Raw genomic sequence first — 22,272 nt, forward strand, 5'->3', positions numbered from 1 at the left:
CGGGAACATGAGGAAGCCGCGAAGGGGCTTCCCGGTGTTTATGTGCGACTGATCGAGAGCTGAACCAAGGAAACTGTTTGTGCTCTGAAAGGAAGAGTGAAGGCCAGTGATGGGGGGCCGCGACGGATCAGGGTGCCGCGTAGGAGCGCGGAGCGAAGCCCCAGGAAACCTGCGAGACCAATGATCAGCAGCGCGATCATGCACATGGCGTCCATCATGGAGTGCCCGTTCGGGCAGGTCAGCTCACACAGGGAGCCGTCGGCAGAGCCATGGCCATCGGAGGAGGAGGCGACCATCACCGCTGCTAGACCTGTAGCTAAACCTGCTGCTGGGCCTGCTTCCGGGACGGTGGTTCCGGCCGTCATGAGGGTTCCGGTGGCTTCCGAAGCGGTGGGCGCGGAAGCGACGGTGTGGGTCGGAGCAGTGTGGGTGGAAGCCGTGCTGCCTGCTGGCTCACCGATGGTCGGGCTAATCCATAGATGCATCGCCAGTACACCGACCAGAAGAGTCAGAAGCCGCAGGGTCCACGTCAACGACACGAGGGTTCCGGTTGCGGAGGATCGCTGGAATCGAGGAACGGTGAGCAGCAGATCTTTCACTGTGTGTTCGTCCCTCCCCTCATCCTTCAGCCATCCTTCAACTCAAAATAATACCCGGGCGGGGTACTCCCTCAGGGCCGGGATGAAGTTTGACCTTCACAACAACAGTAGGGGCCCGACACCCGATGAGGCCAAGCGGACATTCCTGCCGGGGCCCAGCTCGCATACCCTTTGGTATCCGGTAGCCGCTTCGTGCACGTCGGTGCGATTGTTCCGCCCCCTCCCTGCCCAACGACCCGCAGGCACTGGTGGTGCCCCGGGGTGAGCCCTATCGCCACAGCCTTCCCACCGGTGTCCGCCGCTTCTCGCGGATGCTGAGTGCGGATGAGGACACCGGTGGGACCGGTAGCGGTGAAACCGGCGGGTGCTAGGCCGTGGTGCTGATCCGTTCCGGGTCAAGGTCGATCCGGCGCAGCAGTTGCGCGTTCAGCGCCACCACGATCGTGGACACGCTCATCAGGACCGCGCCGGCGGCAGGTGAGAGCAGGATCCCCGCGAACGCGAGCACGCCCGCGGCCAGGGGGACGGCGAGGACGTTGTACCCGGTGGCCCAGATGAGGTTCTGGATCATCTTTCGGTAGCTGGCCCGGGACAGGTCGATCATCGCCAGCACGGCCCTCGGGTCGTTCCCGGCCAGGACGACGCCGGCGGACTCCATGGCCACGTCCGTTCCCGCCCCGATCGCGATGCCGACCTCGGCCCGGGCGAGGGCTGGGGCGTCGTTCACGCCGTCGCCGACCATCGCGACCCTCAATCCCCTCGACTGCAGTTCGGTGACTTTGGAGTCCTTGTCCTGCGGCAGGACATCAGCGAACACCTCATCGATGCCGAGCTCCTTACCGACGACGTCGGCGACCTGCCGTGCGTCCCCGGTGATCATCGCGACCTTCACCCCACGGTCCTGCAGGGCCTTCACGGCGGCCCGGGATTCCTCCCGTACCTTGTCCTCGAGCCTGACCGCGCCGATCACGGCACCGTCGCGAATGACATGGAGGACGGACGCTCCCCGGCCCACCCATTCCTGCACCGTCCCGACGATGTCGGCAGGGGTAACCAGTCCAAGTTCTGTGAGCATGTTCGGGCCGCCCACAGCGACCTCGTGGCCGTTCACGGTGGCTCGGACACCACGCCCGGTCATGGACGAGAAACCCGTGCCCGTGTAACCGAGGTGTGCCGCTGCCGGGTTGGATCGGGCGGCGGTGACAATGGCCCGGGCGACGGGGTGCTCACTGTCGGCCTCTGCGGCTCCCGCCAAGGCCAGAAGCTCAGCCTCTGCGACACCGGTGACCGTGGTGGTCGCGGTGACGGCATGTCGGCCTTCGGTGAGGGTGCCGGTCTTGTCGAACAGGACGACGTCGATCGTGCGCATGCGTTCCAGGGCGATGCGGTTCTTGATCAGCACCCCGGCCTTCGCGGCGCGTTCGGTGGAGATCGCGATCACCAGAGGGATCGCCAAGCCCAAGGCGTGCGGGCAGGCGATCACGAGAACCGTGACCGTGCGGATGACGGCATCATCAGGGCTTCCGAGGAGCATCCAGGCGATGAAGGTCAGGATTCCGGCGCCGAGCGCGAAGTAGAACAGCAGGGCTGCGGCCCGGTCGGCGAGGGCCTGCGCCCTAGAGGACGAGGCTTGTGCTTCGGCGACCAGTCTCTGGATTCCGGCGAGGGTGGTGTCCGAGCCGACCGCCGTGACCTGCACCCTCACTGCGTTGTCGGTGGCGACGGTTCCGGCGACGACAGTCTCCCCGATCGTGCGGGACACCGTGCGGGACTCCCCGGTGATCATCGCCTCGTCGAACTCAGCTACCCCGTCGACGATCTGCCCGTCCGCGGGCACCCTGGCGCCGGAGCGCACGAGGACCACGTCCCCAATGACCAGGGAGCTCACCGGAACCGTCTCAGTCCTTGCCTCGGTTCCAGTGCCGGTGATTCTGTCGGCTTCGTCGGGCAGCAGCGCGGCCAGGGCGTCCAGGGCTCCGGCGGCGGAGCCAAGGGCCCGCATCTCCATCCAGTGCCCGAGCAGCATAATGACCACCAGAAGGGCGAGCTCCCACCAGAAGTCCAGGTCGAACTCACCGATCCGCAGCGTGGTGACCCAAGAGGCGATGAACGCGACACTGATCGCCATCGCGATCAGCAGCATCATGCCCGGTTGCCGGGACTTCAGCTCCGTCACCCCGCCCTTGAGGAACGGGGCTCCGCCGTAGACGAAGATAACCGTGCCCAGGATCGGGGCGATCCACCTCGAGCCCGGGAACTCCGGTGGCATGTACCCGAAGAGCATGGTGAACATAGGGCTGAACGCGACCACCGGGATCGTGAGGATCAGGCTGAGCCAGAACTTGTTCTTGAACATCGCCGTGGAATGCCCGGCATGCTCCCCATGCGCATGGACCTGATGATCCTCATCCACAGCCCCGCCGGAATGTCCCGAATGACCGGCGTGACCGGCATGACCGGATTGGCCGTTGTGGTTGGCGTCGCCGGTGGGGTGTGTTTCGGCGAGAGCGGAGTGGGCGTCCGCCTGGGGCATGGCCTGGCCGTGGGTTGTGTGGGCGTCATCGCTGCCGTTGGCTGCAGCTTCCGCGACGGTGGGTGTGATGGTGGGACTGGGGGAGCCCTGGTGGTGATTGTGGTGGTGTGCGTTGTTCGTCATGATCAAACCTCTCCTGGCACCGCCTGGGTGCCCTGATGGTGCTGGGTCCTCCCGCTGAATCAGCTGGTGAGGAGCCGGTAGCCGGCTTTCTCCACTGCCGATGCGATAGCTGATGAATTGACGGGCTCAGCACTGATCACGCTGAGCGTCGAGGTGCCGCCCGGGACGAGGTCGATCCGCACGTTGCTGACTCCCTCGAGGGCAGTGACGGCACCGCTGACGCGGGACGCGCAGGAACCGCAGGTGAGGCCGATGAGCGCGAAGTCGGCCACTGCCTCCTCCGGGTTGGGCTGATGGGCAGGCGCGGCAGTGTCCCGTGGGGCGCAGCAAGCACAACCGGCAGGCTCTTTCTCGGTAAGGGTCAGGGGAGAGGACGTGGAAGTGGGTGTGCTGCACATGAGAAGAACCTCCGAAAGTGGGGCATGAGGATGTAGGAACCGCCGATGGACGCCATCTGCACCTACTGGGCTCCCCGCGATGAAGTCTTCGGGAGTTCAGCTTCAGCGGGAGCGGCTTGGTGTCGTGTCCAACAACCCCAAAATTATACCCCCAGGGGGTATATGTCAAGGGGTTTATCGGTTCTTCCCGTCCGACTCGTATTGCTCGCTTGCGGGGCGGACCAGGGGCTAGCGTCACTGGCAGGGGTGAGCCCGAAGAACATCACCACATTCACCTCCGTCTGTATCAATTCGACTGACGAAGAAGGAGAAGTTCCATGACGCACATCACTTCTATGCTCGAAACGTATCCGAAGGACCTTGATGGTATTGACCGGGAAAAGCTCGCCGAGTGCATTGCGGCCTGTTTCGAGTGCGCGCAGACCTGTACGGCCTGCGCGGATGCATGCTTGAGCGAGGACATGGTCGCCGAACTCACCAAATGTATTCGTACGAATGCTGACTGCGCCGATATCTGCACGACGACCGGCCGGGTGCTGTCACGGCATACCGGTTACGACGCGAACATCACCCGCGCGATCCTGCTGGCGTGCGAAGTGGCATGCAAGGCCTGCGCGGATGAGTGCGAGCAGCACGCAGGGATGCATGAGCACTGCCGGATTTGCGCCGAAGCGTGCCGGCGCTGCGAAACAGCGTGCCGGGAACTCGCCGCAACCCTCGGATAGCTCACGACTCCACAGGATCAACACTGCCCAGCCGGCTGATCTGTGGGCCACCCGGCTGGGCTTGATCATGGACAGTTCTGAATTACGGCGCCGGCTTCTATAGCTGCAGGTTTCGCAGGTTCGCAGGGTGGGTAACGAAGTGCTGCGGGGAAGCGCGGCACCGCCAGCGCAGCTGACTGTGCAGCTGGGTATGCGGCTGAATATGCGGCTCGGTTAGGCAGGCTGAGTTGTTTCGTGGTGCAGTGTTGCTGCCGTGCGCAGCGCCTGCCGCGCGCGCTTACGGTCTCCGGCGGTGTCGTAGGCGCAGGAGAGCCGGTACCAGGTGCGCCAGTCATCCGGGGCCTGTTCCGCGGCGGCCTTGGCCTGCTGGAAGTGTTCATCGGCGGCTTTACGGTCGATCCGGCCAGCAGGGGAGCGCGGCAGGTCATCGACGGTCAATCCGCCCTCGCGTTCGAGGATGCGCGCCATCGCCTGCGCCCTGAAGCCGAACCGGAACTCGTGGGTGAGCGCCCATATGCAGATCAGCGGTAGCAGCAGGTATGCGGCGCCCACCGCCTTCGCCACGAGGTCCGGGTCGCCCAGCAAAGTGAAGCTGCGCTGGAAGGCGACGGCGAGCCAGAAAATGCCCAGCGCGCTAACGAGCAGCACACCGATTTTTGGCCGTGCCACCGCTGAAATACGGGTCGGCCCGTTCATCGCTCGAGGCTTCCGGTGCTCTGCGTGGCCCTTGGTCCAGCCTCTGATGCGGTGTTCTGTGGGGTGCGTGGGGTGCTGGGAGTGGTGTTGTGGGTGGTGCCGAAGGAGCGCAGGCGCAGGGAGTTGGCGACGACGAGCACGGAACTGGCGGCCATGGCCGCGCCGGCCAGCATGGGGTTGAGTAAACCCAGGGCGGCGACGGGGATGCCGACGGCATTGTAGAAGAACGCCCAGAACAGATTGGTCTTGATCGTGGACAGGGTCCTGCGGGAGAGCTCGATAGCTTGGGCGACCTGTTCCAGGCTGCTTCCCATCACCGTCAGGTCGGCTGCCTCGATCGCCACGTCCGTGCCGGAACCCATGGCGATGCCCAGGTCCGCCTGGGCGAGGGCGGCTGCGTCATTGACGCCGTCCCCCGCCATGGCCACTGTCGCTCCGGCGTCCTGCAGTTTCTTCACTGCGTCGACTTTTTGGTGAGGCAGCACCTCGGCCATGACGTGTTCGGGCGCGATGCCCACCTCGGCGGCAACTTTTTCAGCCACTGCGCGGTTGTCGCCGGTGAGCAGCATGGGAGTGAGCCCGAGTTCCTTGAACCGGGTGATGGCTGATGCTGAGCCGGTCTTGACGGTGTCGAAGAGGCTGATCAGCCCTTCGGGTGTCCCGTCGAGGGCGACCCAGATCACTGTGGCTCCTGCTTCCTGCAGGGAAATCAGGGAAGCGCGGTGGTCAGCGGTGATCGTGATGTTGTTCTCGGTCAGCCAGGTCGCGGTGCCAGCCACAACGGAGCGGCCGTTGACGGTGCCGCGCACGCCTCCGCCTGCTGCGCTGGTGAAGTCCTCGACGGCAGCGAGCCGGCCATGACGGGCTGCTGCTGCGGCAATGGCCTCAGCGATCGGGTGCTCACTGGCTGCTTCGACAGCCCCGGCGACGGCCAGTACGTCGTCCTCGCTCAGGGAACCCAGAGGGCTGACGGCGGTGACGGAAAGCCTGCCGGTGGTGACGGTCCCGGTCTTGTCGAGCACGATCGTATTTACGGTGCGTGTGTCCTCCAAGACCTGGGGCCCCTTGATGAGGATGCCCAGCTGCGCGCCCCGGCCGGTTCCGGTGAGCAGGCCGACCGGTGTCGCCAGGCCAAGGGCGCACGGGCAGGCGATCACGAGGACTGCGACGGCCGCGGTGAACGCTGAGCCCGTATCCCCGGTGAGGACCATCCACATCACGAAGGTCAGGACGGCGATGAGCAAAACGATGGGCACGAAGACCGCGCTGATGCGGTCAGCGAGCCTGGCGATCGGTGCTTTGCCGCTCTGCGCGGCGCTGACGAGGCGTCCCATCTGCGCCAGGGTTGTCTCACTGCCGACCCTGGTGGCTTTGACCAGCAGGCGTCCGCTGGTGTTCATCGTCGCGCCGATCACCGTGTCATCCGGGCCGACCTCGGTGGGAACGGATTCACCGGTGATGAGGGAGGTGTCGACCGCGCTGCGGCCCTCGATGACGAAGCCGTCGGTGGCCACCTTCTCGCCCGGCCGGACGACGAAGACGTCTCCGGGAGTCAGGGATGCTGTCGGAACTTTCACTTCTACCCCGTCGCGCAGGACGGTTGCTTCCTTCGCTCCAAGGTTCAGCAGTGCTTTGAGCGCGTTTCCTGCGCGCTGTTTTGCGTTGGCTTCCAGGAACCGGCCCAGCAGCAGGAAGGTTGTGACGACGGCCGCCACTTCGAAGTAGAGGCTGTGGGCGCTCATGTCCATGCCGGTGTGGGCGGTCAGCATCGGATCAGCGATGAGCTGCCAGGTGGAGTACAGGAATGCCGCAGCGACACCGATGGACACAAGGGTGTCCATGGTGGATGAGAGGTGGCGGGCGTTGATTGCGGCCGCCCGGTGGAACGGCCAGGCCGCCCAGGTGACCACGGGCAGGGAAAGGAGAAGGGCAGCCCACCCCCAGTGCGGGAACTGGGCTGCCGGCAGCATCGAGATGATCGTCACCGGGATGGTGAAACCGGCTGCGATGATGAGGCGCCGTTTCAAGGACCTGGCTTTTCTCTCCGCGGCTGAGGCTTTCGCGTCGTCCCGGGACCTGGCGGCGTCAACGTTTTCCCGTGATTCGGCGAACCCGCCTAGCCCCGACGGCGCGTTCCCCTCCGATCCCGGACCGACCCGGTAGCCGGGCGCGACTACACCGGCAGTGTCATCGCCGGCACCAGTAGACGAAGGACCTGCAGGGGTGGCCACGCGGGTTGCCGTGGCTTCGGTAGCGGGCTGCCGAGTCGGTTGGCTAGCGCTGCGCAGGGTCGCCTTGTAGCCGATGGCGTTGACGGTGTCGATGATCTGCGAAACGCTCACGCCCTCGGGTACCGTGACGGTCGCGGACTCGAGTGGGAGATTCACCGAGGCCTGAACACCCTCGATTTTTCCGAGCTTACGTTCCACCCGGCTTACGCAGGACGCGCAGGTCATGCCCTCGATGTCGAGATCGATGATCTGTCCGGCAGTGGTGCCCACGCCTGTGTCGGTGCTCATGCGTCTAGTTCCTTGCCGTGGCTTCGATGACGTGCTGTGGGTGAGGTGCCTCTGGTGAGGCGCGGTGCTCGATGACACCGCTGGACGACGTCGGGAAGTACTGCTTCGCTGGCCCTGTCCTACCGCTTGCCTGGCGGTGCCAGGGGTTCAGTACCGTAATGGCGCCCCGAAAATCCTCGTGCCGACTCCTCCGCGGAAGTGAACTGTGCCCTGCACAGGCGCGGTGGGGATCCCGTTCGGGATGCAGGCTGTGGTGGTGTGAGGGTCAGCTGTCGACGACCGTGTAACCGGCGGTCTCTACTGCTTTGCTCAGCACTGCCGGATCGGGATCCACGTCGGCCGTGATCGTCGCTGTGGAGACCCCACCGGCGTTGAGCTGCACATCGACCCCCTCGACCCCGGGCACGCCGGAAAGTTCCTCCATGACCGACGAGACGCAGTGGCCGCAGGTCATACCAGTGATGTTAATGGTCGTTTGCATGGGATGTTCTCTTTCTCGGCAGAGCGGGGAGGAATGGGATCTGGCACCCGGCAGGGTTGCCCGGAGCCGGCAAGGCTGCCGGCGGACCGTCAACGAAGCAGTCGGCTGATCGCGTCGGTCGCTTCCTTGACCTTCGCGTCGACGGCGGCGGAATCTCCGGACTGGGTGGATTCATGAGCTGCTCCGACAACGCAATGCGCAATGTGCTCTTCGAGCAAGCCGATGCTCACCGCGTGGAGGGCCTTATTGATGGCCGCGACCTGGGTGAGGATGTCGATGCAGTATTTGTCTTCATCGACCATGCGGGCAATACCGCGCACCTGGCCCTCGATGCGCTTGAGCCTGCGGAGGTAGGCGTCCTTATCAGCGGTGTATCCCCGCTGAACAGAAGCCTCGGTTTCGGTGGTCACGTCGTTCCTTTCGACAACAAAAATATATACCCCTTGGGGGTATATAAACAAGAGGGGTGAAGTGAGATCTTCTTCACGCCTTAATCATCCCCTGCTTGGCTCCGAAAAGGTGCCTCAGGCTACGGGAGTGCGGGTGCGCCCTTGACATGGCGGGCTCAAGCGAAGTTCGCCTCGGGCCCCGCTTCCATGCAGCGCGGCGTGTTGCATGCGGCCTTTCCCTTGCGTTCGTTACCCCAACGTGACATTTGATACCAGCGGGGGGTATTGTCATCGAGTGTTCACAGCACCAGCTGGAACACTCCCGGGCAGAATGCCGAGTCCTGCCGCTGCCGGGGATACGTCCGTTCATATCCGTATGGCAGGAACGGGGGACCCAAGATGTACGGGCCACCACGCGTGGTCCTTGGGGTTAAGTCGCTTTATTTCCGTCCCTTGGGATGAAGCGGCCGGGTGCACTCCCATCCGAACCCGACAGCTCACCCCGCAGGCATGGGAGAGGCAACCGACGCATGTCACGAATCACTTCAGCGCGCCACCGCGCCACCGTCAATCACTCGATCGCCCTTGAAGGGCTGTCCTATTCCGCGAAGACCGGCGCTGTAGCGCTGGGCAAGCCGGCCATCATCGCAGCTGCGACCGGCGGTATTGTCTTCGCCGTAGGAGCTCCCGCCCAGGCCGGAACTTACACGCAGGAAGCAGCCGGCACCACCGTTCAGGCTCCCGCCACCGCAGCACCTGTTACCGCGGCTCCCGCTGCAGCAGCCGGCGTCCACACCGTCGTTGCGGGTGACACCATGGGTGGCATCGCCGCCCTGCATGGCATCAGCCTTAACGCGCTCCTGGCGCAGAACGGCCTGTCCTACGCCTCGGTCATCTACCCGGGCCAGCAGATCACCCTTTCCGGTGCTTCCGCTGCTTCGACGTGGGCCCCGGCCGCCGCGAGCCCTGCTGCTGTGCCCGCCGCAGCACCGGCAACCCAGGTTTCCTACACCGCTCCGGCCCCTGCCGCAGCACCGGCAACCCAGGTTTCCTACACCGCTCCGGCCCCTGCCGCAGCACCGGCCGGTGTCCAGCTGCTCTCGTCCAATATTGCCCCGATCGCCCCGGCAGCCCCTGCGGCTCCCGCCGGCGATGTCTCGGCAAGCGGTGTCGGTGCGGCCCTGGTCGCCTCGGCCTACGGCCAGCTCGGCTCCATCCAGGACTGCACCATCCTCGTCGAGCGGGCCCTGCGCTCGATCGGCCTGAACGTCGGGGACCTCGGACCGACACAGTTCTACCAGTACGGCACGGTCGTCTCCACGCCCGCCCCCGGTGACCTGGTCATCCGCCCCGGTCACATCGGCATCTACGTCGGCAACGGCGAAGTCATCAGCAGCGGCATGAACGGTGCGAACCTCACCATCAAGCACCCGCTGTCTGACCTGGCTGGCTCGTCCTTCGTGCGAGTCAACGGCTAATACTCGCTGACCTGAACGCCGTCTCCATAGACTGAGAAGGCGGCAGGTGCCCTGGACGGGGGTGCCTGCCGCTTTTTCTCTGCCCAAAACACCCCACGCCGCTGGCCGCTCCTTGTGAGCGCTCACCGGAAGCGGACCTATGGACGAACCTATGGACGTATTACCAAGCCGTCCACGATCACACCGACCAGACTGCGGGCTGCATCGGCAGAGGGCAGGGCGGCGGCCGCATTCACAGCGTGCAGGCTGAACAGGGCAAGTTCCCGGGGCGCAATGTCCGAGCGGACACCTCCTCCGGCCTCCTGCGCGCACGTTTTCACGGCACTCCTGATCAAGGCCTCCAGAAAGTCGCGCAGATGCTCCTGCGTCTGCGCGCCGTGTACACCTTGGTGCAGGAACGCGGGCGCCTCCGCCATGGGTACTTGCTGCAACATCACCGCGTACGCCTCAAGTACCGACCTCAGCGTCTGAAGCGGATTCCCACTTCGTTCCGCGTGAACGCGCATCTGACCAAGATGAACCAGATGCTGATTCACCTGCCGCTCGTGCCACGCCGCGAGCAACGCTTCCACATCCGGGAAATATTTGTAGAGGGTCGCGCGGGAGATTCCGGCCACGTCAGCAACCTTTGTCATCGACACAGCCGGCACCCCACCCTGACCCACCAGTCGTGCCACCGCATCCAGCACCGCCTCCCGGACAGAGCTTCGGTGTTCCTGCACGGTGTCCTTCCACAACTTCCCCATGGGTTCACCCTACAAAGCGCTCCACCTAATACAACCTGTTCAGCCCCTGTACAGTTTGTATCGAGGAATCAACGGCTGCGCTGAGAGGACCATGCATAGCGGAATCATCGGATCGACCCCCTACCGATCAGGGCGGCACCCGAACCCAAGCTGACCGGCGTCCGCCTCGCCCGCCGATGCCCCGCTGGGTGAAGGTTTTCCTCGCCATCGTTCTGGTCATCGCCGCAGCCTTGCTGATCTCTAGTGCCCTCGGCATCCAGCACGGCCCCGGGATGCACGGGGCCCTTGGTGACTCAGCAACCAGTGTTAGCCAGGTCCTTCCGTCTTGATGGTGATGCCCCCGCGCCTGCGCAAGGCAGCCCTCATGCTTCACGTGGGCGCGTCCGTCGGGTGGTTTGGCGCTATTGCGGCGTTCCTCATCCTCGCCATCGCCGCCGCGACGACACAGGACGAGTGGACAACGCGCGCCGCCTACGCCTCGATGGAAACCATCGGGCGGCTGGCCCTCGTACCCCTGAGCATCGCCTCGCTCGTCACAGGCATCATCCAGTCCCTCGGCACCCCTTGGGGGCTCATCCGCCACTACTGGGTGATTATCAAACTGCTCATCACCGTCCTCGCTACCGTGATCCTGCTCCTCTATATGGAGACACTCACCCTTCTAGCCGGCGCCGCCCGCAACCCCGCCGCGCCCACCGGGCCGGGGGAGTTGCTGCCGAACGCATCACCCATCCTCCACGCCGGCGCGGCCCTCATCGTCCTGGGTGTCGCGCTTGGCCTGTCGATCTACAAACCACGCGGACTCACCGGCTTCGGCATCCCCGCCCGCAGGTAATCGTCCCAACTGAATGCGCTTTGCTCGAGGCCAGTGCGGCCAACTCGTAGGGCTCAACGATCCTTGGGCATGGTCTGTGGTCTGTGGTCACGGTTCTGATAAGCGGGGAGTCGAGGTTCGGCAGTTCATCCATCGTGTCTGCAGCGTGCGCGATCACTTCAGTTGAGGATGGAGCTTATCGGAGACGAGGATAGTCCCCGCCCTGGAAGACGGCGACCAACCTGTCGCAGTTGCAGATGGAAGACAGTTATCTCGGCTGGTGCGCGCTCGGTCGCAGAGCGCACACGCGCTCAGTGAGGTCTGGTTCGTTGCCGCCCATGAGGCGTTGACTGATGTCGAACACCTCCCGCACCCGGGGTCATGGGTTTGTGAAGATCCATAGGCCGCTGTCACGGTCGCTGCCGAGGATGTAGGTCTTCCCGTCCTCGCCGATAAACGTTTCCACGCCCCAGAAGTCGTTTCCTGCCGGGTCGAGGTAGCTGCCGACCTCGACGAGCTCGCAGGTGCTCTTGTCAATGGTGTCCGCGGTGGCTGGATCGTAGGGGACACCGCCGCACTGGATCTGGAGGGCCCGCATGCCGCCGGAGTAGTACGAAAGGTAGGCCAGGGATGGGTCCTGCGGGTCTACTGCCACCTCGTGCACGCTGAGGTCCCCGTAGCCGAATGCGTAGGCCGGTTCCTGGGATTCAGGGATGGCGTAGGTGTCCAGGTCTTCCATCGTCTCGGGGTCAAAGAGGTGCACGTAGCCCCACCCGTCGAAGGTGGATCCCACTTCAATGTCCTCACCGACGGTTCCGATGGCGAGGTTCTCCGGGTAGGCCCACGATGCCGGATCCTGCGGTTCGAGGGTGAACAGCGTGTGGAATGCCGTGTGGGTGGTGCAGATCGCCACGATCTCATCGGTGAAACCACCGCTGCCGCAGAACGGTTCTCCGCCGGCGGCCTCACCGGAGTGGTGGTTCACGAAGAGCACCGCGTCCCATCCTGCCAGCGCAGCTTCATGGGCTTTGTCGCCGGGGAAACACGCTTCTTCCGGTGCGCTGGGGTCACCGGCAGGGCCACGCTGGAGGACCAGGATGGTTTCCTCGCCCGCCGCCAGTGAGTCGAGGTACCCGGGGATGCTTTCCGGAGTCGGGAGAGCGGCAGAACCGGGGCAGCCGTAACCGCCATACACCACGGGCCCATTGAGGGTCAGATCCTCCAAGGCTGCCGGGCCCTGCCCTCCCGAGACGATGTTCGAGGGATAGTCGCCCTGGCCAGGACCGCTAGTGATCCTCAGATCGTCCGTCCGGTAGGGGTCGAAGTCCTCGTCAGTGCCGATGAAGAACTCATTATCGATGGTGAATTCAGCCTGGTGGGCGTTGCCTTCGGGTGTGAGTTCAATGCCGAGTGACTCGAGCAGCTGGGGGTCGACGTCCGCGAAGTCGGTGTCTGCCAGGAACTCGGTGTTAGCCGGATCTGTCACATCCAGAAGGACGTATCCGCCGTCCCAGTAGGACAGCAGCATGATAAACCGGCCATCGATTTCCTTGACCACCATGTCGTGGAGGAATGACTCGGTCAATCCCAGCTCGGGCTGCTGCACACCGAAGTCGTTGAGGTCGTATTCGGCCACAAGTCGGGGCCGGTTGGGTTTGGTGATGTCGAAAATGTCGACGTCCGTGGACTCCGCGTTGTCGCTCACGACAACGTAGGCCCGATCTCCTGCGTCCCAGGCGAAGACGCTGTGAATTTCGTTCGCATCGCTGTCACCCGGGGCCCGGTCACCGAAGCTCTCGGACAGCTTCTTAGGTTTCAGCGGATCGGAGACGTCCCACAAGGACACCCCGCCCTTGCCGTTCTTGCCGCATTGCTCGTTGTTGACCACAAGGACGTCACCGCTGAAGCTTGCCGTGGTGAGCTCAATGACCTGCAATCCCTCACCCGGCCGGGTGTCCTGGTGGGCGGGAATGAAGCCAATCTGCTCAGCAGACGTCGGATCGGTCTCGATATTGGAGATGTCGACCACGTAGACACCGGCGTCCGGGCTGGTCTGCCCTCCCGTTTCAGGGCCGGCACAGTCAGGCTCACCCCAATTCAGAAGATACGCGGTGTTCCCATCCGGTGACACCGTCACGTCAGCGATCAGATCCGGAGTGTCGGTCAGCCCCACGATATCCAGGAGCTGAAGCTCCCCCGACGCACCAGTGCCCGCGAGGTGTCCCTCGTCGAAGCCATGCTGGCCGTCCGGGTGGGCGGCTGCCGCGGTCAAGCCGAATGCTGAGAGTGCGAAAGTGCACAGCGTGGCCGAGAGAAGGAATTTTGTGGGGTGCTTCATTGCATGCCTCCACGCTGCGACTGCTGATGAGTATCGTCGACCTGCCGCACACGCTAGACCCGACAGTCAACCCTGTCTAGAGAACACCCAGCAGTCCTAGGGCAAACGCACAGAATTTCTCAGCCCGTTCTGTCGCGGCATTCGGCTCGTTCCTATCGTCTAAGCCGGTCACCAGTTCCATCGCCCTGTTGACAGCTGACAGGATACTGTCGGCGAGAATCGCCGGCCGCGCATCTCTGGGGAGGCATCGCCGCTAGTCTCCTCAGGAGAATGCTATTTCCAGTGATCCACTGTTCTTGGACAGAGGAGGAGCGCTGTGTACGACCAAACACCCCCGAAAACGGCATGGGCGACTCTTGTCGCTGTGGGCGCCCTGGCCGTGCTGATGGGAATCGCCTTCGTATTCCTGAGACCTGTCGTCGTGCTCTTGCCCGAAGACCAGCGATATACCGGCATGACACCAGAGGAGCTACGAAGCCTTCACCCGGCACTGTTCAAGTGGATGGGGCTGGTTTTCACGTCCTGGGGCGGCTTCGCCATCGGACTCGGAACTGCCATCGCCGGCCTCGCCGGCTTCTCATACCGCAAGGGCGACGTTTGGGCCGAGCGCACACTCTTGGTCATCGGAATCTTCACCTTCGGGATTTTTTTCACCGTGAACCTCATGCTGGAATCCGATTTTGCATCGATCATCGGAAGCCTTTTCTTGGTCTACCTGGCAGCCTTGGCGCACGGTTATTTCACAAGATCACGCAGGCGGAAGCTAGCTCCGAAGGGACCGGTCCTATCGTGAGGCGGCCGCGGCCGCGGCGACCGCAACATGGAAATTCTCGCGTGAGGTGATGATGTTGTGGTGGCGTCCGTCAAGGAGCAGGAACGATGGTGCGCGGGTTATTCCCATAGCGGCTGCGTCCTTTCGGTCCTCAGCAAGGACGGCTGCTGTCGACGGGGATTCCATATCGGCGGTGAACTGTTGCAAGTCCACCTCAAGCTCACACGCGATCCTTTGAAGCTTTTCGACCGATGTACCGGGGCCCCCTCCAACCTCAGCTGCCGCAGGTCGTCCGGTTGGAGCAAGCAAGGCATCAAGAAAGTCGTCGAACTTTCCCTGACGGTCTGCGGCTTCCAGCGCCGCACTGACGATGCGACTCGGTTCGGTCGCAGGAAGGTGACGGGCGGCGAAGCTGATGCGATCCCCAAACTCTTGGCGAAGTTCCGCGACAAACTTCTGAACGCTGGCGGCCTCGGGTGCCCCGGCATCAATGAACTGCACCAGAACAGCTCGCTCGTCCACTGCTCGGGACAATAGCCGGTCACTTGTCGAAATTTTCTCTCGTAGCTGATCGTGCTTCAAGCTCGCATCCGTCATGGCACTCGTGGACATCGGTTTTGAAGACGATTTGGGACCGTGGCCCCTGCTGTCCTGATCCGTCCGGTCCGGAAGGTACTGGCGGTAACCGATGAAAAAAGCCACCAACCCCAGGACCACGATAATTCCTAGAGGGATCAGGGCCGCGAGCCAGGGATTCATCTAAAAGATTGCCTATCCATTACTTAAGGGCCAGCTCGCTAGTGCAAGCGCTGCGCGTAGCACGAGCGAGCTGAGCCACCGTTGAAACGGGGTGATCCTGCGAAGGGGCGCGTCTATGCTTCCGGAGGCGGCCCCTGCAAAAGAGGGGCCGGCGGACATCAGGATTGAGGTCCGTAGATGTTTGCCGGCGCCGGAACCCGGCGAACCGGGTCGATCCTCATTCGCATGTGAAGATGCATCGACGCTACAGGCCACACCTGTGAGTTGCCCGGACATGGCACTCACAGTAGCTATAAGGATCTTCGACCGTTCCCGCGCTCTGTTGTGACCGTGCCCGCACTTTGTTTTGGCATTGTGATTGCTGGCGAACCGTTCCAAGGCGCCCTGCCGCAAGTTGTACATTCAGGATCGACCACGAGTGAGGCACATGCTGCGGAGCAATGGCGAGATGTGAATCGGTCATCCCCTAGGTCCTGCCCTGATCATGCCCGTTCGTACGCTTCCTGTGGAGGGTGCGAGTACTTATGGGTGAGCAAACATGAGAAGGACACGATGACGCGTCACGAAGTTTGGTTGCAATCGGTGTGCTGGGAAAGCCATCTGCACGGGGTAATGCTCCGAATTCCACACAGTGCGTGTCCGGGTCCGGACATGTCCTCATCGCACAGTGAAGGATATTGATCCCATGAACAAGAAGATGCGCCTCCTCGCAGTACCGGCCCTCGCCATCAGCGCCGTCACTATGGCCGGCTCGCCCGCAATGGCCGCCCACGACGGCACCTACTCCTCGACCCTGGGCCAGCTCAGCGGCACCACCGGCACGGGCACCATCAGCCTCGACGTCAAGGGTGACAAGGCGACCGTGAACCTGCAGGTCGCCGGCCTCGCCGAAACCTTCATGGACGCCCCGTACCCCCATGTCCAGCACATCCACGGTGGAGCCCTGGGCACGTGCCCGACACCTGCCGATGACGCTAACGCCGACGGGATTCTCAGCACCACCGAGGGCGCAGCTTCCTACGGTGGCATCTTGACGACCCTGACCACCTCCGGAGCGACGACTCCCGCTGAGGGCCTGAACCTCGAGCTCGGCGGCCAGGGCGGCAGCTACACCATCCAGCGCGAGATCACCCTCGACAAGGCCACCCAGGAATCCCTTGCCGCCGGCACCGCCGTCGTCGTCGTCCACGGTCTGGACCCCGCAACCGCTACCGGCACCGAAGAGGCCTTCAACGCACCGAGCGACCTGGAGCCCTCCCTGCCCCTCGGCGCGACCTCGCCCGCACTGTGCGGCACGCTCGTCGAGCAACAGATGGGTGCCATGCCCAATGGTGGCGCCGACACCGGTGTCGCTACCGAAACTGGCTCTAACACCGGCGTGATCGCCCTCGGTGGTGGCCTCGTCCTGGCAGCAGCAGCCGGCGGAACCTTCGCCGTTCGCCGCCGCGCAGCACACACGCATAATTAGCCAGCACCACCCAGCAGTCCCAGCAGTTCGAACTGATTCCACCACGGAAAGAAACTTGATGATCAGCTCACCCAGCGACCGCCGCAGACACCACCTGGTATCTGCGGCGGTCGCTCTGTTCCTCCTCACTGGCTGCTCCACGCCAGCAGACACCGGCACCGGTGCTGGTACTTCAGCTGCACCAACAGCGATGCAGTCATCGGCACCCGACTCCTCGCCTTCGTCAACATCGCCGACGGTCCCAGCCACGCCTGCGATACCGCCGACAGCGGTCGCAGCACCCGAGCCGCCGGCAGTCCTGCCAGCGTCAGCGCCTGTGTCTTTCTTCATTCCCTCCACCGGCGCCCGATCAGAGCTTCTCAGTACGGGGTTGCGGGACAACGGATCCCTGGAAGTTCCACCGGATGGGCCCGGCGCACCCGCGAGCTGGTACAACCAGTCACCCACCCCGGGGGAGCGCGGACCAGCGGTTCTTCTTGGACACGTCAACGCCACCGACGGCGGGCCCGGCATCTTCGCCGATCTCCGTGATCTCACCACCGGTGACACCATCGAGGTGCTGCGCGAAGACGGCAGCACTGCGACCTTCACGTTCGATCGCGGTGAGCAATACCCGAAGAACGAATTCCCCACCCAGACCGTGTACGGCAATACCGCGGGGTCCGAGCTGCGCCTGATCACCTGTGACGGATACGATCCGGAAACCGGCGAGTTCGACGACAACTATGTCGTCTACGCCACCCTCGTCACCTAGCTAAACCCGCCGCCCAGCAGCGATTCAACCTACGCGGCCGAATGAATTCAGCCATGCGCCTTCATACTGCCTGGCCTACTTTTGATCTTGACGGTAGCTCGGCAGAACCTCCTCCTGGGATCGGCACCAGCTTTCGAAAAAACTATCGGAACTAGGTCTGCTGCAGGATGACGGGTGCCAATCGTGTACGGATCTTCGCCGAATCGAATCAGGGCATTGCAGTATTGGCCGCGGGGGCTGAGCTGTGCCGCGGGGCCGAGGACGGACGGCGCTATGGGGCGGCGTCCTGGCCGGCCCAGGCCCTGGCGTAGAACAGCGGGGACAGCGAGTTCAGCAACTCGGCGTAGGGTTCCGGCTGCAATGCCTGGGCCGTACCGGCCGGGACGTCCGGGGTGAACGCGGACACGCCCAGCCCGGCCTCATGATCCTGCAGGGTCAGGCCGGCGGCCTCCAGGATCGTCGGGTACAGATTCAGCTGGTCCACACGGGGGCGCAGCTTGCCCATTTTGTCTCCGCTAGGGACCCAGACGCGATTGAAGACGGTGCGGTTCCCGTGGTCGTCCAGCTGCTCGTGGAACGCGTCACCGGCGCTCATGTGCTTGAGGTGGTCCCCCATGATCACCACGGCCGTGTCGTCGAGGTAACCCTGCTCCTTCATATAGTTCACGAATCCGGCCACCTGCTTCATGGAGCAGGAGTACACAGAGGTGAGCTCGTTCTGCGTGTCCACGTCGCAGTAGTCGTAGACGTACACCGGCTCGTGGGTGTCCAGCGTGAGCATCGAGAGGTTGAACGGTCGGCCCGTTCGCTCCGACTCGGCGTGCAGCTCGTCGATTTCGTCCCGCGCCTTCGCCATCAGACGTTCGTCGCTCAGGCCCCAGTCGCTGCGGAAGTTCTCCTCCGGCTCACCGGCAGCGCGCCAGTCGGTAAGGCCCTTCACCTCGGAGTAGCCATGGGTCCTCAGGAAGGTCTCCTTCGCAGCAAAGGAAGAGTTGGCACCGCCCAGGAAGACACTCCTATATCCGCGCTCCTCGAGCACGTCGCCCAGGCAGGTGACCCCGCCCAGGTAGGTTTCGGCACCGCCGCCGAGGTCGTTGCTGGGTGCGCTGCTCGAGGCGGAGCCCGCTCCTTTCAGCGGGACACCGCACTGCGTCCCGACGATGCCGGCCATGCTCCACCCGCCGCCCTCGTACTGCTGGAGATCCTCCACGCTCTGCCAGCCGTCGGCTGCCCGGGTGACCTCCTTGAGCGGGGCGAACGCGTCCTTCTCAAAGAGCTGGTCGTCCTCGAGGGTGGCCTCACCGGACTCGAGGTAGATCAGGACCAGGTTGCGCTTGTCCTCGTCGCCGGTCACGGTCGGTTCCACGTAGTAGTCGCCGAGGTCGTAGTCGGAGTTCGCCGCGTCGATGTAGTCGCGTAATCCCACCGTGCTTACGAACGCCGTGGTGCCGCCGATGACCAGCGCGGCCACCAGGGCGGTGGAGACGGTGCGGAGAATCCACGGCGGGCGGCGGGAACGCAAGTTTCCGCCGCTGCGGTGGCGCTTGCGCCGCCGGGAGTGCTGCACCACGGCGATCCCGACGGTCATGAGCAGCGGGGCGACGCCGATCCCCAGGATGCCGACCCAGACGACGGGTCCGCCGCCGCCGTCGGTCTCCACGGAGACGAGGTTCATGAGCATCTGGCTGACGGAAATCTCGCCCCAGTAGTAGCGGATGCCCAGGGCGGCGATGAGCAGCACGAGCCCCGCCCAGATCAGAACGTAGGCCAGGATCCGTGCTACGACGATGCCGACCCGTCGGGTTACGTGCAGAATCGGGCCAGACATGGCAACACCTCGCGTTCGACGATGTCCGCGTCTTCGCTGAACATCTATGACATCCTGCCCGTTCCGAAACCCGGCTGAGCCTAGTTCCACCACGCTACCTGTTCACCCGTGGTTCTTCGTTTGTTTACTCCTTAGTCATGGTTCGGACGCGAAATTAGTCATGGTCTGCACGCGAAAACACGAGCCTCCTGGATGCCACTGCAGCGGTGGGACCCTGGCGAGTTTTGAAGGACACTCCATCACACGTCGGAGGTAGCGATCCATTCGAAACACGGGTGCTCAATGAGCGGTTATTCGGTCCGCGGGCCAGAGCTGCCTGTGCCCTGCACCATCGACTAGGTGGGGACCCCGCAGGAAGCCCAGAGCCTCTCATTGACCTTTTCAACGTCCCTGCCGACAGCATTGAGGAGTACCTACATTTGATGGGCATCCGTCTTGACCACGCACCAGAGCCGTTCTCGAACGCACGCGGTTCCCCGTCGCCGAACTACCGCCACCGTATACTCCGAGGATGCCGATCATGCCCCACGACCGACGTATCCATGATCCGTCGTCCGCCCTCGAAACGTGGAGAGGCGAGTCGTGAGCGGCGGTCTCGTCGCGCTTTTGGACGACGTCGCGGCCCTGGCGCGCATCGCCGCGGCCTCGGTGGACGACGTCGCTGCCGGGGCCGCCAAAGCAGGAGCCAAGGCCGCCGGAGTGGTAATCGACGACGCCGCCGTGACGCCGCAGTACGTATCCGGGGCCGACCCGTCCCGGGAGCTGCCGATGATCAAGAGGATCTTCTGGGGTTCGCTGCGCAACAAGCTGGTGATCATCCTGCCGGCGCTGCTGCTGATCAGTGCCTTCATCCCCGGTGTCATCCCGTTCGTCCTGATGCTGGGTGGCACCTACCTCTGCTACGAGGGCGCGGAGAAGGTCTGGCACAAGCTCCGCGGCCACCACGAGGCCAAGGAGTCGCCCGCTGTCGATCGCGGACCGGAAGCGGAAGCGAAGGTCACCAAGGGAGCGATCACCACCGACTTCATCCTGTCCTGCGAGATCATGGTGATTTCGCTCAACGAGGTGGCAAGCGAGTCGATCTGGGCCAGGGCGCTCATCCTGATCGTCGTAGCCCTCGCGATCACGGTGCTCGTCTACGGCGCCGTAGCCCTCATCGTGAAGATGGACGACATCGGGCTGCACCTGACCACCAAGGACTTACCGACCTCAAAGCGCTTCGGCGCGCTGCTCGTCAAGGGGATGCCCTCCGTGCTCGCCGCGATCACCCTCGTTGGGACGATCGCGATGCTCTGGGTCGGGGGCCACATCATGCTGCAGGGGGCATACGACCTCGGCTGGCACGCGCCCTATGACCTGGTCCAAGTCCTGGAGCACCCCTTCGTCGGGATCCCTGTGGTGGGCGCCTCCCTGGCATGGCTGGTGAACACCCTGTGCTCGGCCGTTCTGGGTGCTGCCTGGGGCCTCCTCGTCATGGCCATTGTGCACCCGCTGCTGAACATGCTGCCGTCGAGCAAGAAGAAGGGCGGGCACGAGGAGGGGGACGTTCGCGCCGCAGTCGCCGGCCACCGACTGCCAAGGCGCGACGCGAATTCCGACTCCTAGTTCATACCGACCGCGGTGGCCACATTCCCGGCCTAGTTGCTGCCCTGATCCCTGCGCAGGTGCGCTCATGGCGTTTTACGACGTGGTGCGGCTGATGCAAGAACGCTGCCGCCCGACACTGGTCCGGTCGTACACTTCGCGTGCTCTTATGAGCAAGGAGGCGGGTTGAGTGCTTCACCCTACGTGCTTGTCCTGCCATACCTGGGCGGTAGGCGAACCGCTGCTTGAGCAGGACGTCAATCGTCCCTAGGTCAGGTCCAGCCAGTCGTGCTGGGGCGCTCGGAGCGAAAAATCGTTATTCCGCGCCTTCCCCCACCCAGCGCCGGGCCGTCATTGCAGGGTTCCTGCTCCGGAGTTCCTGCTCCGTAGTATTAGGGCATGGAATACGTCGCTGTTCTGCTGCCGTCGGCAGCCGTTGGTACCATCTTCTATTTTGTGATGCGGGCAGTTTTTCAGGCAGACCGGGCAGAGCGTGAAGCCGAAGCTACCGCTCGGAGGGACGCCGAAACTTTGGATGCTCCAGACGTATCAAGTCCGCGCTGAGGACTCGATCCACGCGATCATCGTAGATGGCGGTTCCGGGTTCCTAGCCCCGCTACCTGAAGATAACGACCAGCAGCATGCGCGACTGAGTTTCATCTCACCGGAACTCTCGCAAACGTCGCGACAGGTATAGCAGTGCGTCGCTACACCAGGCGCTTCACTCTATGGGTGGGGAAACGCTCATTCAGGCACCCGTGTTGGCGAAGTTCGGTTACGCGGGGGCAGATCCAACTCGTGCCAGGATCCTCCTGGAACTATCAGGGGCTTCGTCCTATCCCTCGGATCTGGCTGAGCCACTGCATATGGCGCGTCAAAGCAAGTCCAACCATCTGACGTGCCTGCGCGGCTGCGGCTTGGTGGTTGCGATTCCCGATGGGCGGCGGAGCCCCTATGAGCTGGCGGATACCCGGCTCGGCCAGGAGTGCCCTTCTTTTATTACCGGAACGCACAAGGGTTCCTTCCCAGTCAAGCCCGCAGGGCCGATCTGCCTCGATCGGCGCGTCGAACTGCGCATAAATCAGCACCTCTTTCAGTCGGTGTTGCAACGTTTTGAGTCACCGCCCTTTCTTGGCACTGCTGGCGGCGGAGTCGGTAGTTGTGCCCCGCATAGTGGTGTAGCGCGGTTGCCGGGTTCATCATCGTGATGGACATGAAGGCGGCCACCGCGTGATCCTTCGAGGAATCTCCTACAACCCTCTCGAACG

18 protein-coding genes, 1 pseudogene and 1 riboswitch are annotated in these 22,272 nt (G+C 63.7%); of the genes and pseudogenes, 8 read left to right on the forward strand and 11 right to left on the reverse strand.

All coding sequences use genetic code 11. From position 1 onward, the window contains the following. Positions 1 to 38 precede the first annotated feature (38 nt). The 3 genes from ACX80F_RS15720 to ACX80F_RS15730 all read right to left on the reverse strand — a co-directional run bounded on the left by ACX80F_RS15720 (position 39) and on the right by ACX80F_RS15730 (position 3,527). Complete coding sequence (locus ACX80F_RS15720; protein WP_459337334.1) at positions 39 to 599, reverse strand: hypothetical protein; 561 nt, start codon at positions 597 to 599, stop codon at positions 39 to 41. Positions 600 to 966: 367 nt separating this feature from the next. Continuing rightward, the gene (locus ACX80F_RS15725) at positions 967 to 3,255 is read right to left on the reverse strand and encodes a copper-translocating P-type ATPase (RefSeq protein WP_459337335.1); all 2,289 of its coding nucleotides are present in this window, start codon (positions 3,253 to 3,255) and stop codon (positions 967 to 969) included. 59 nt (positions 3,256 to 3,314) lie between these two features. Beyond that, positions 3,315 to 3,527, reverse strand: a complete 213-nt coding sequence (locus ACX80F_RS15730) for a heavy-metal-associated domain-containing protein (protein WP_459337336.1) — start codon at positions 3,525 to 3,527, stop codon at positions 3,315 to 3,317. Between the two features lie 443 nt (positions 3,528 to 3,970). Here ACX80F_RS15730 and ACX80F_RS15735 point away from each other — a divergent pair, with 443 nt between their 5' ends. After that, positions 3,971 to 4,378: a four-helix bundle copper-binding protein gene (locus ACX80F_RS15735; protein ID WP_459337337.1), complete on the forward strand. Its 408-nt coding sequence runs from the start codon at positions 3,971 to 3,973 to the stop codon at positions 4,376 to 4,378. A 213-nt stretch (positions 4,379 to 4,591) separates the two neighbouring features. On the opposite strand, the gene ACX80F_RS15740 is transcribed toward ACX80F_RS15735, so the two are convergent. From ACX80F_RS15740 to ACX80F_RS15755, 4 genes are all read right to left on the reverse strand, one after another. Continuing rightward, entirely contained in the window at positions 4,592 to 5,074 is a 483-nt protein-coding gene (locus ACX80F_RS15740) for a hypothetical protein (RefSeq protein WP_459337338.1), read from the reverse strand. After that, entirely contained in the window at positions 5,071 to 7,593 is a 2,523-nt protein-coding gene (locus ACX80F_RS15745; protein ID WP_459337339.1) for a heavy metal translocating P-type ATPase, read from the reverse strand. The genes ACX80F_RS15740 and ACX80F_RS15745 overlap by 4 nt, the downstream gene beginning before the upstream one ends. A 265-nt stretch (positions 7,594 to 7,858) precedes the next feature. Next, positions 7,859 to 8,074 (reverse strand): heavy-metal-associated domain-containing protein, encoded by a 216-nt coding sequence (locus ACX80F_RS15750; RefSeq protein ID WP_459279228.1) that lies wholly within the window; start codon positions 8,072 to 8,074, stop codon positions 7,859 to 7,861. 89 nt (positions 8,075 to 8,163) lie between these two features. Then, positions 8,164 to 8,484 (reverse strand): metal-sensitive transcriptional regulator, encoded by a 321-nt coding sequence (locus ACX80F_RS15755; protein WP_459279229.1) that lies wholly within the window; start codon positions 8,482 to 8,484, stop codon positions 8,164 to 8,166. A gap of 335 nt (positions 8,485 to 8,819) precedes the next feature. Then, positions 8,820 to 8,987: riboswitch (cyclic di-AMP (ydaO/yuaA leader) on the forward strand. A gap of 6 nt (positions 8,988 to 8,993) precedes the next feature. On the opposite strand from ACX80F_RS15755, the gene ACX80F_RS15760 reads away from it, so the two are divergent. Then, complete coding sequence (locus tag ACX80F_RS15760; RefSeq protein WP_459337340.1) at positions 8,994 to 9,941, forward strand: C40 family peptidase; 948 nt, start codon at positions 8,994 to 8,996, stop codon at positions 9,939 to 9,941. A 149-nt stretch (positions 9,942 to 10,090) separates the two neighbouring features. Here the strand turns inward: ACX80F_RS15760 and ACX80F_RS15765 are convergent, their stop codons facing one another. Continuing rightward, a complete protein-coding gene (locus tag ACX80F_RS15765; protein WP_459337341.1) occupies positions 10,091 to 10,687 on the reverse strand; it encodes a TetR/AcrR family transcriptional regulator in 597 nt (198 codons plus the stop codon). 364 nt (positions 10,688 to 11,051) lie between these two features. Between ACX80F_RS15765 and ACX80F_RS15770 the strand changes: the two genes are divergently transcribed. Further along, entirely contained in the window at positions 11,052 to 11,522 is a 471-nt protein-coding gene (locus ACX80F_RS15770; protein WP_459337342.1) for a DUF2269 domain-containing protein, read from the forward strand. A gap of 358 nt (positions 11,523 to 11,880) precedes the next feature. Here ACX80F_RS15770 and ACX80F_RS15775 read toward each other — a convergent pair whose 3' ends face one another. Continuing rightward, positions 11,881 to 13,674 (reverse strand): LVIVD repeat-containing protein, encoded by a 1,794-nt coding sequence (locus tag ACX80F_RS15775; protein WP_459337343.1) that lies wholly within the window; start codon positions 13,672 to 13,674, stop codon positions 11,881 to 11,883. 481 nt (positions 13,675 to 14,155) lie between these two features. Between ACX80F_RS15775 and ACX80F_RS15780 the strand changes: the two genes are divergently transcribed. After that, a complete protein-coding gene (locus tag ACX80F_RS15780) occupies positions 14,156 to 14,632 on the forward strand; it encodes a hypothetical protein (protein ID WP_459337344.1) in 477 nt (158 codons plus the stop codon). Here ACX80F_RS15780 and ACX80F_RS15785 read toward each other — a convergent pair. Next, the gene (locus tag ACX80F_RS15785) at positions 14,624 to 15,370 is read right to left on the reverse strand and encodes a DsbA family protein (protein ID WP_459337345.1); all 747 of its coding nucleotides are present in this window, start codon (positions 15,368 to 15,370) and stop codon (positions 14,624 to 14,626) included. The genes ACX80F_RS15780 and ACX80F_RS15785 overlap by 9 nt on opposite strands. A 685-nt stretch (positions 15,371 to 16,055) precedes the next feature. On the opposite strand from ACX80F_RS15785, the gene ACX80F_RS15790 reads away from it, so the two are divergent. Further along, positions 16,056 to 16,838, forward strand: coding sequence for a CHRD domain-containing protein (locus tag ACX80F_RS15790; protein WP_459337346.1), 783 nt, complete (start codon positions 16,056 to 16,058; stop codon positions 16,836 to 16,838). A gap of 316 nt (positions 16,839 to 17,154) precedes the next feature. After that, entirely contained in the window at positions 17,155 to 17,592 is a 438-nt protein-coding gene (locus tag ACX80F_RS15795; RefSeq protein ID WP_459337347.1) for a sortase domain-containing protein, read from the forward strand. A gap of 271 nt (positions 17,593 to 17,863) precedes the next feature. On the opposite strand, the gene ACX80F_RS15800 is transcribed toward ACX80F_RS15795, so the two are convergent. Then, the gene (locus tag ACX80F_RS15800) at positions 17,864 to 19,420 is read right to left on the reverse strand and encodes an LTA synthase family protein (protein ID WP_459337348.1); all 1,557 of its coding nucleotides are present in this window, start codon (positions 19,418 to 19,420) and stop codon (positions 17,864 to 17,866) included. A gap of 582 nt (positions 19,421 to 20,002) precedes the next feature. On the opposite strand from ACX80F_RS15800, the gene ACX80F_RS15805 reads away from it, so the two are divergent. Together ACX80F_RS15805 and ACX80F_RS15810 are read left to right on the forward strand one after the other, a co-directional pair. Continuing rightward, positions 20,003 to 21,025 (forward strand): DUF808 domain-containing protein, encoded by a 1,023-nt coding sequence (locus ACX80F_RS15805; RefSeq protein ID WP_459337349.1) that lies wholly within the window; start codon positions 20,003 to 20,005, stop codon positions 21,023 to 21,025. A gap of 707 nt (positions 21,026 to 21,732) precedes the next feature. Next, a pseudogene (locus tag ACX80F_RS15810) lies at positions 21,733 to 22,005 on the forward strand (ArsR/SmtB family transcription factor); the annotation flags it as partial. Positions 22,006 to 22,272: the final 267 nt, after the last annotated feature.

This window comes from Arthrobacter sp. TMS2-4 (genome assembly GCF_054511075.1).

Excerpts from the sequence above, each read along its gene's own strand:
- ACX80F_RS15725 (WP_459337335.1), bottom strand. The coding sequence starts at position 3,255 with ATGACGAACAACGCACACCACCACAATCACCACCAGGGCTCCCCCAGT.
- ACX80F_RS15735 (WP_459337337.1), top strand. The coding sequence starts at position 3,971 with ATGACGCACATCACTTCTATGCTCGAAACGTATCCGAAGGACCTTGAT.
- ACX80F_RS15740 (WP_459337338.1), bottom strand. The coding sequence starts at position 5,074 with ATGAACGGGCCGACCCGTATTTCAGCGGTGGCACGGCCAAAAATCGGT.
- ACX80F_RS15745 (WP_459337339.1), bottom strand. The coding sequence starts at position 7,593 with ATGAGCACCGACACAGGCGTGGGCACCACTGCCGGACAGATCATCGAT.
- ACX80F_RS15750 (WP_459279228.1), bottom strand. The coding sequence starts at position 8,074 with ATGCAAACGACCATTAACATCACTGGTATGACCTGCGGCCACTGCGTC.
- ACX80F_RS15760 (WP_459337340.1), top strand. The coding sequence starts at position 8,994 with ATGTCACGAATCACTTCAGCGCGCCACCGCGCCACCGTCAATCACTCG.
- ACX80F_RS15765 (WP_459337341.1), bottom strand. The coding sequence starts at position 10,687 with ATGGGGAAGTTGTGGAAGGACACCGTGCAGGAACACCGAAGCTCTGTC.
- ACX80F_RS15770 (WP_459337342.1), top strand. The coding sequence starts at position 11,052 with ATGCTTCACGTGGGCGCGTCCGTCGGGTGGTTTGGCGCTATTGCGGCG.
- ACX80F_RS15785 (WP_459337345.1), bottom strand. The coding sequence starts at position 15,370 with ATGAATCCCTGGCTCGCGGCCCTGATCCCTCTAGGAATTATCGTGGTC.
- ACX80F_RS15790 (WP_459337346.1), top strand. The coding sequence starts at position 16,056 with ATGAACAAGAAGATGCGCCTCCTCGCAGTACCGGCCCTCGCCATCAGC.
- ACX80F_RS15800 (WP_459337348.1), bottom strand. The coding sequence starts at position 19,420 with ATGTCTGGCCCGATTCTGCACGTAACCCGACGGGTCGGCATCGTCGTA.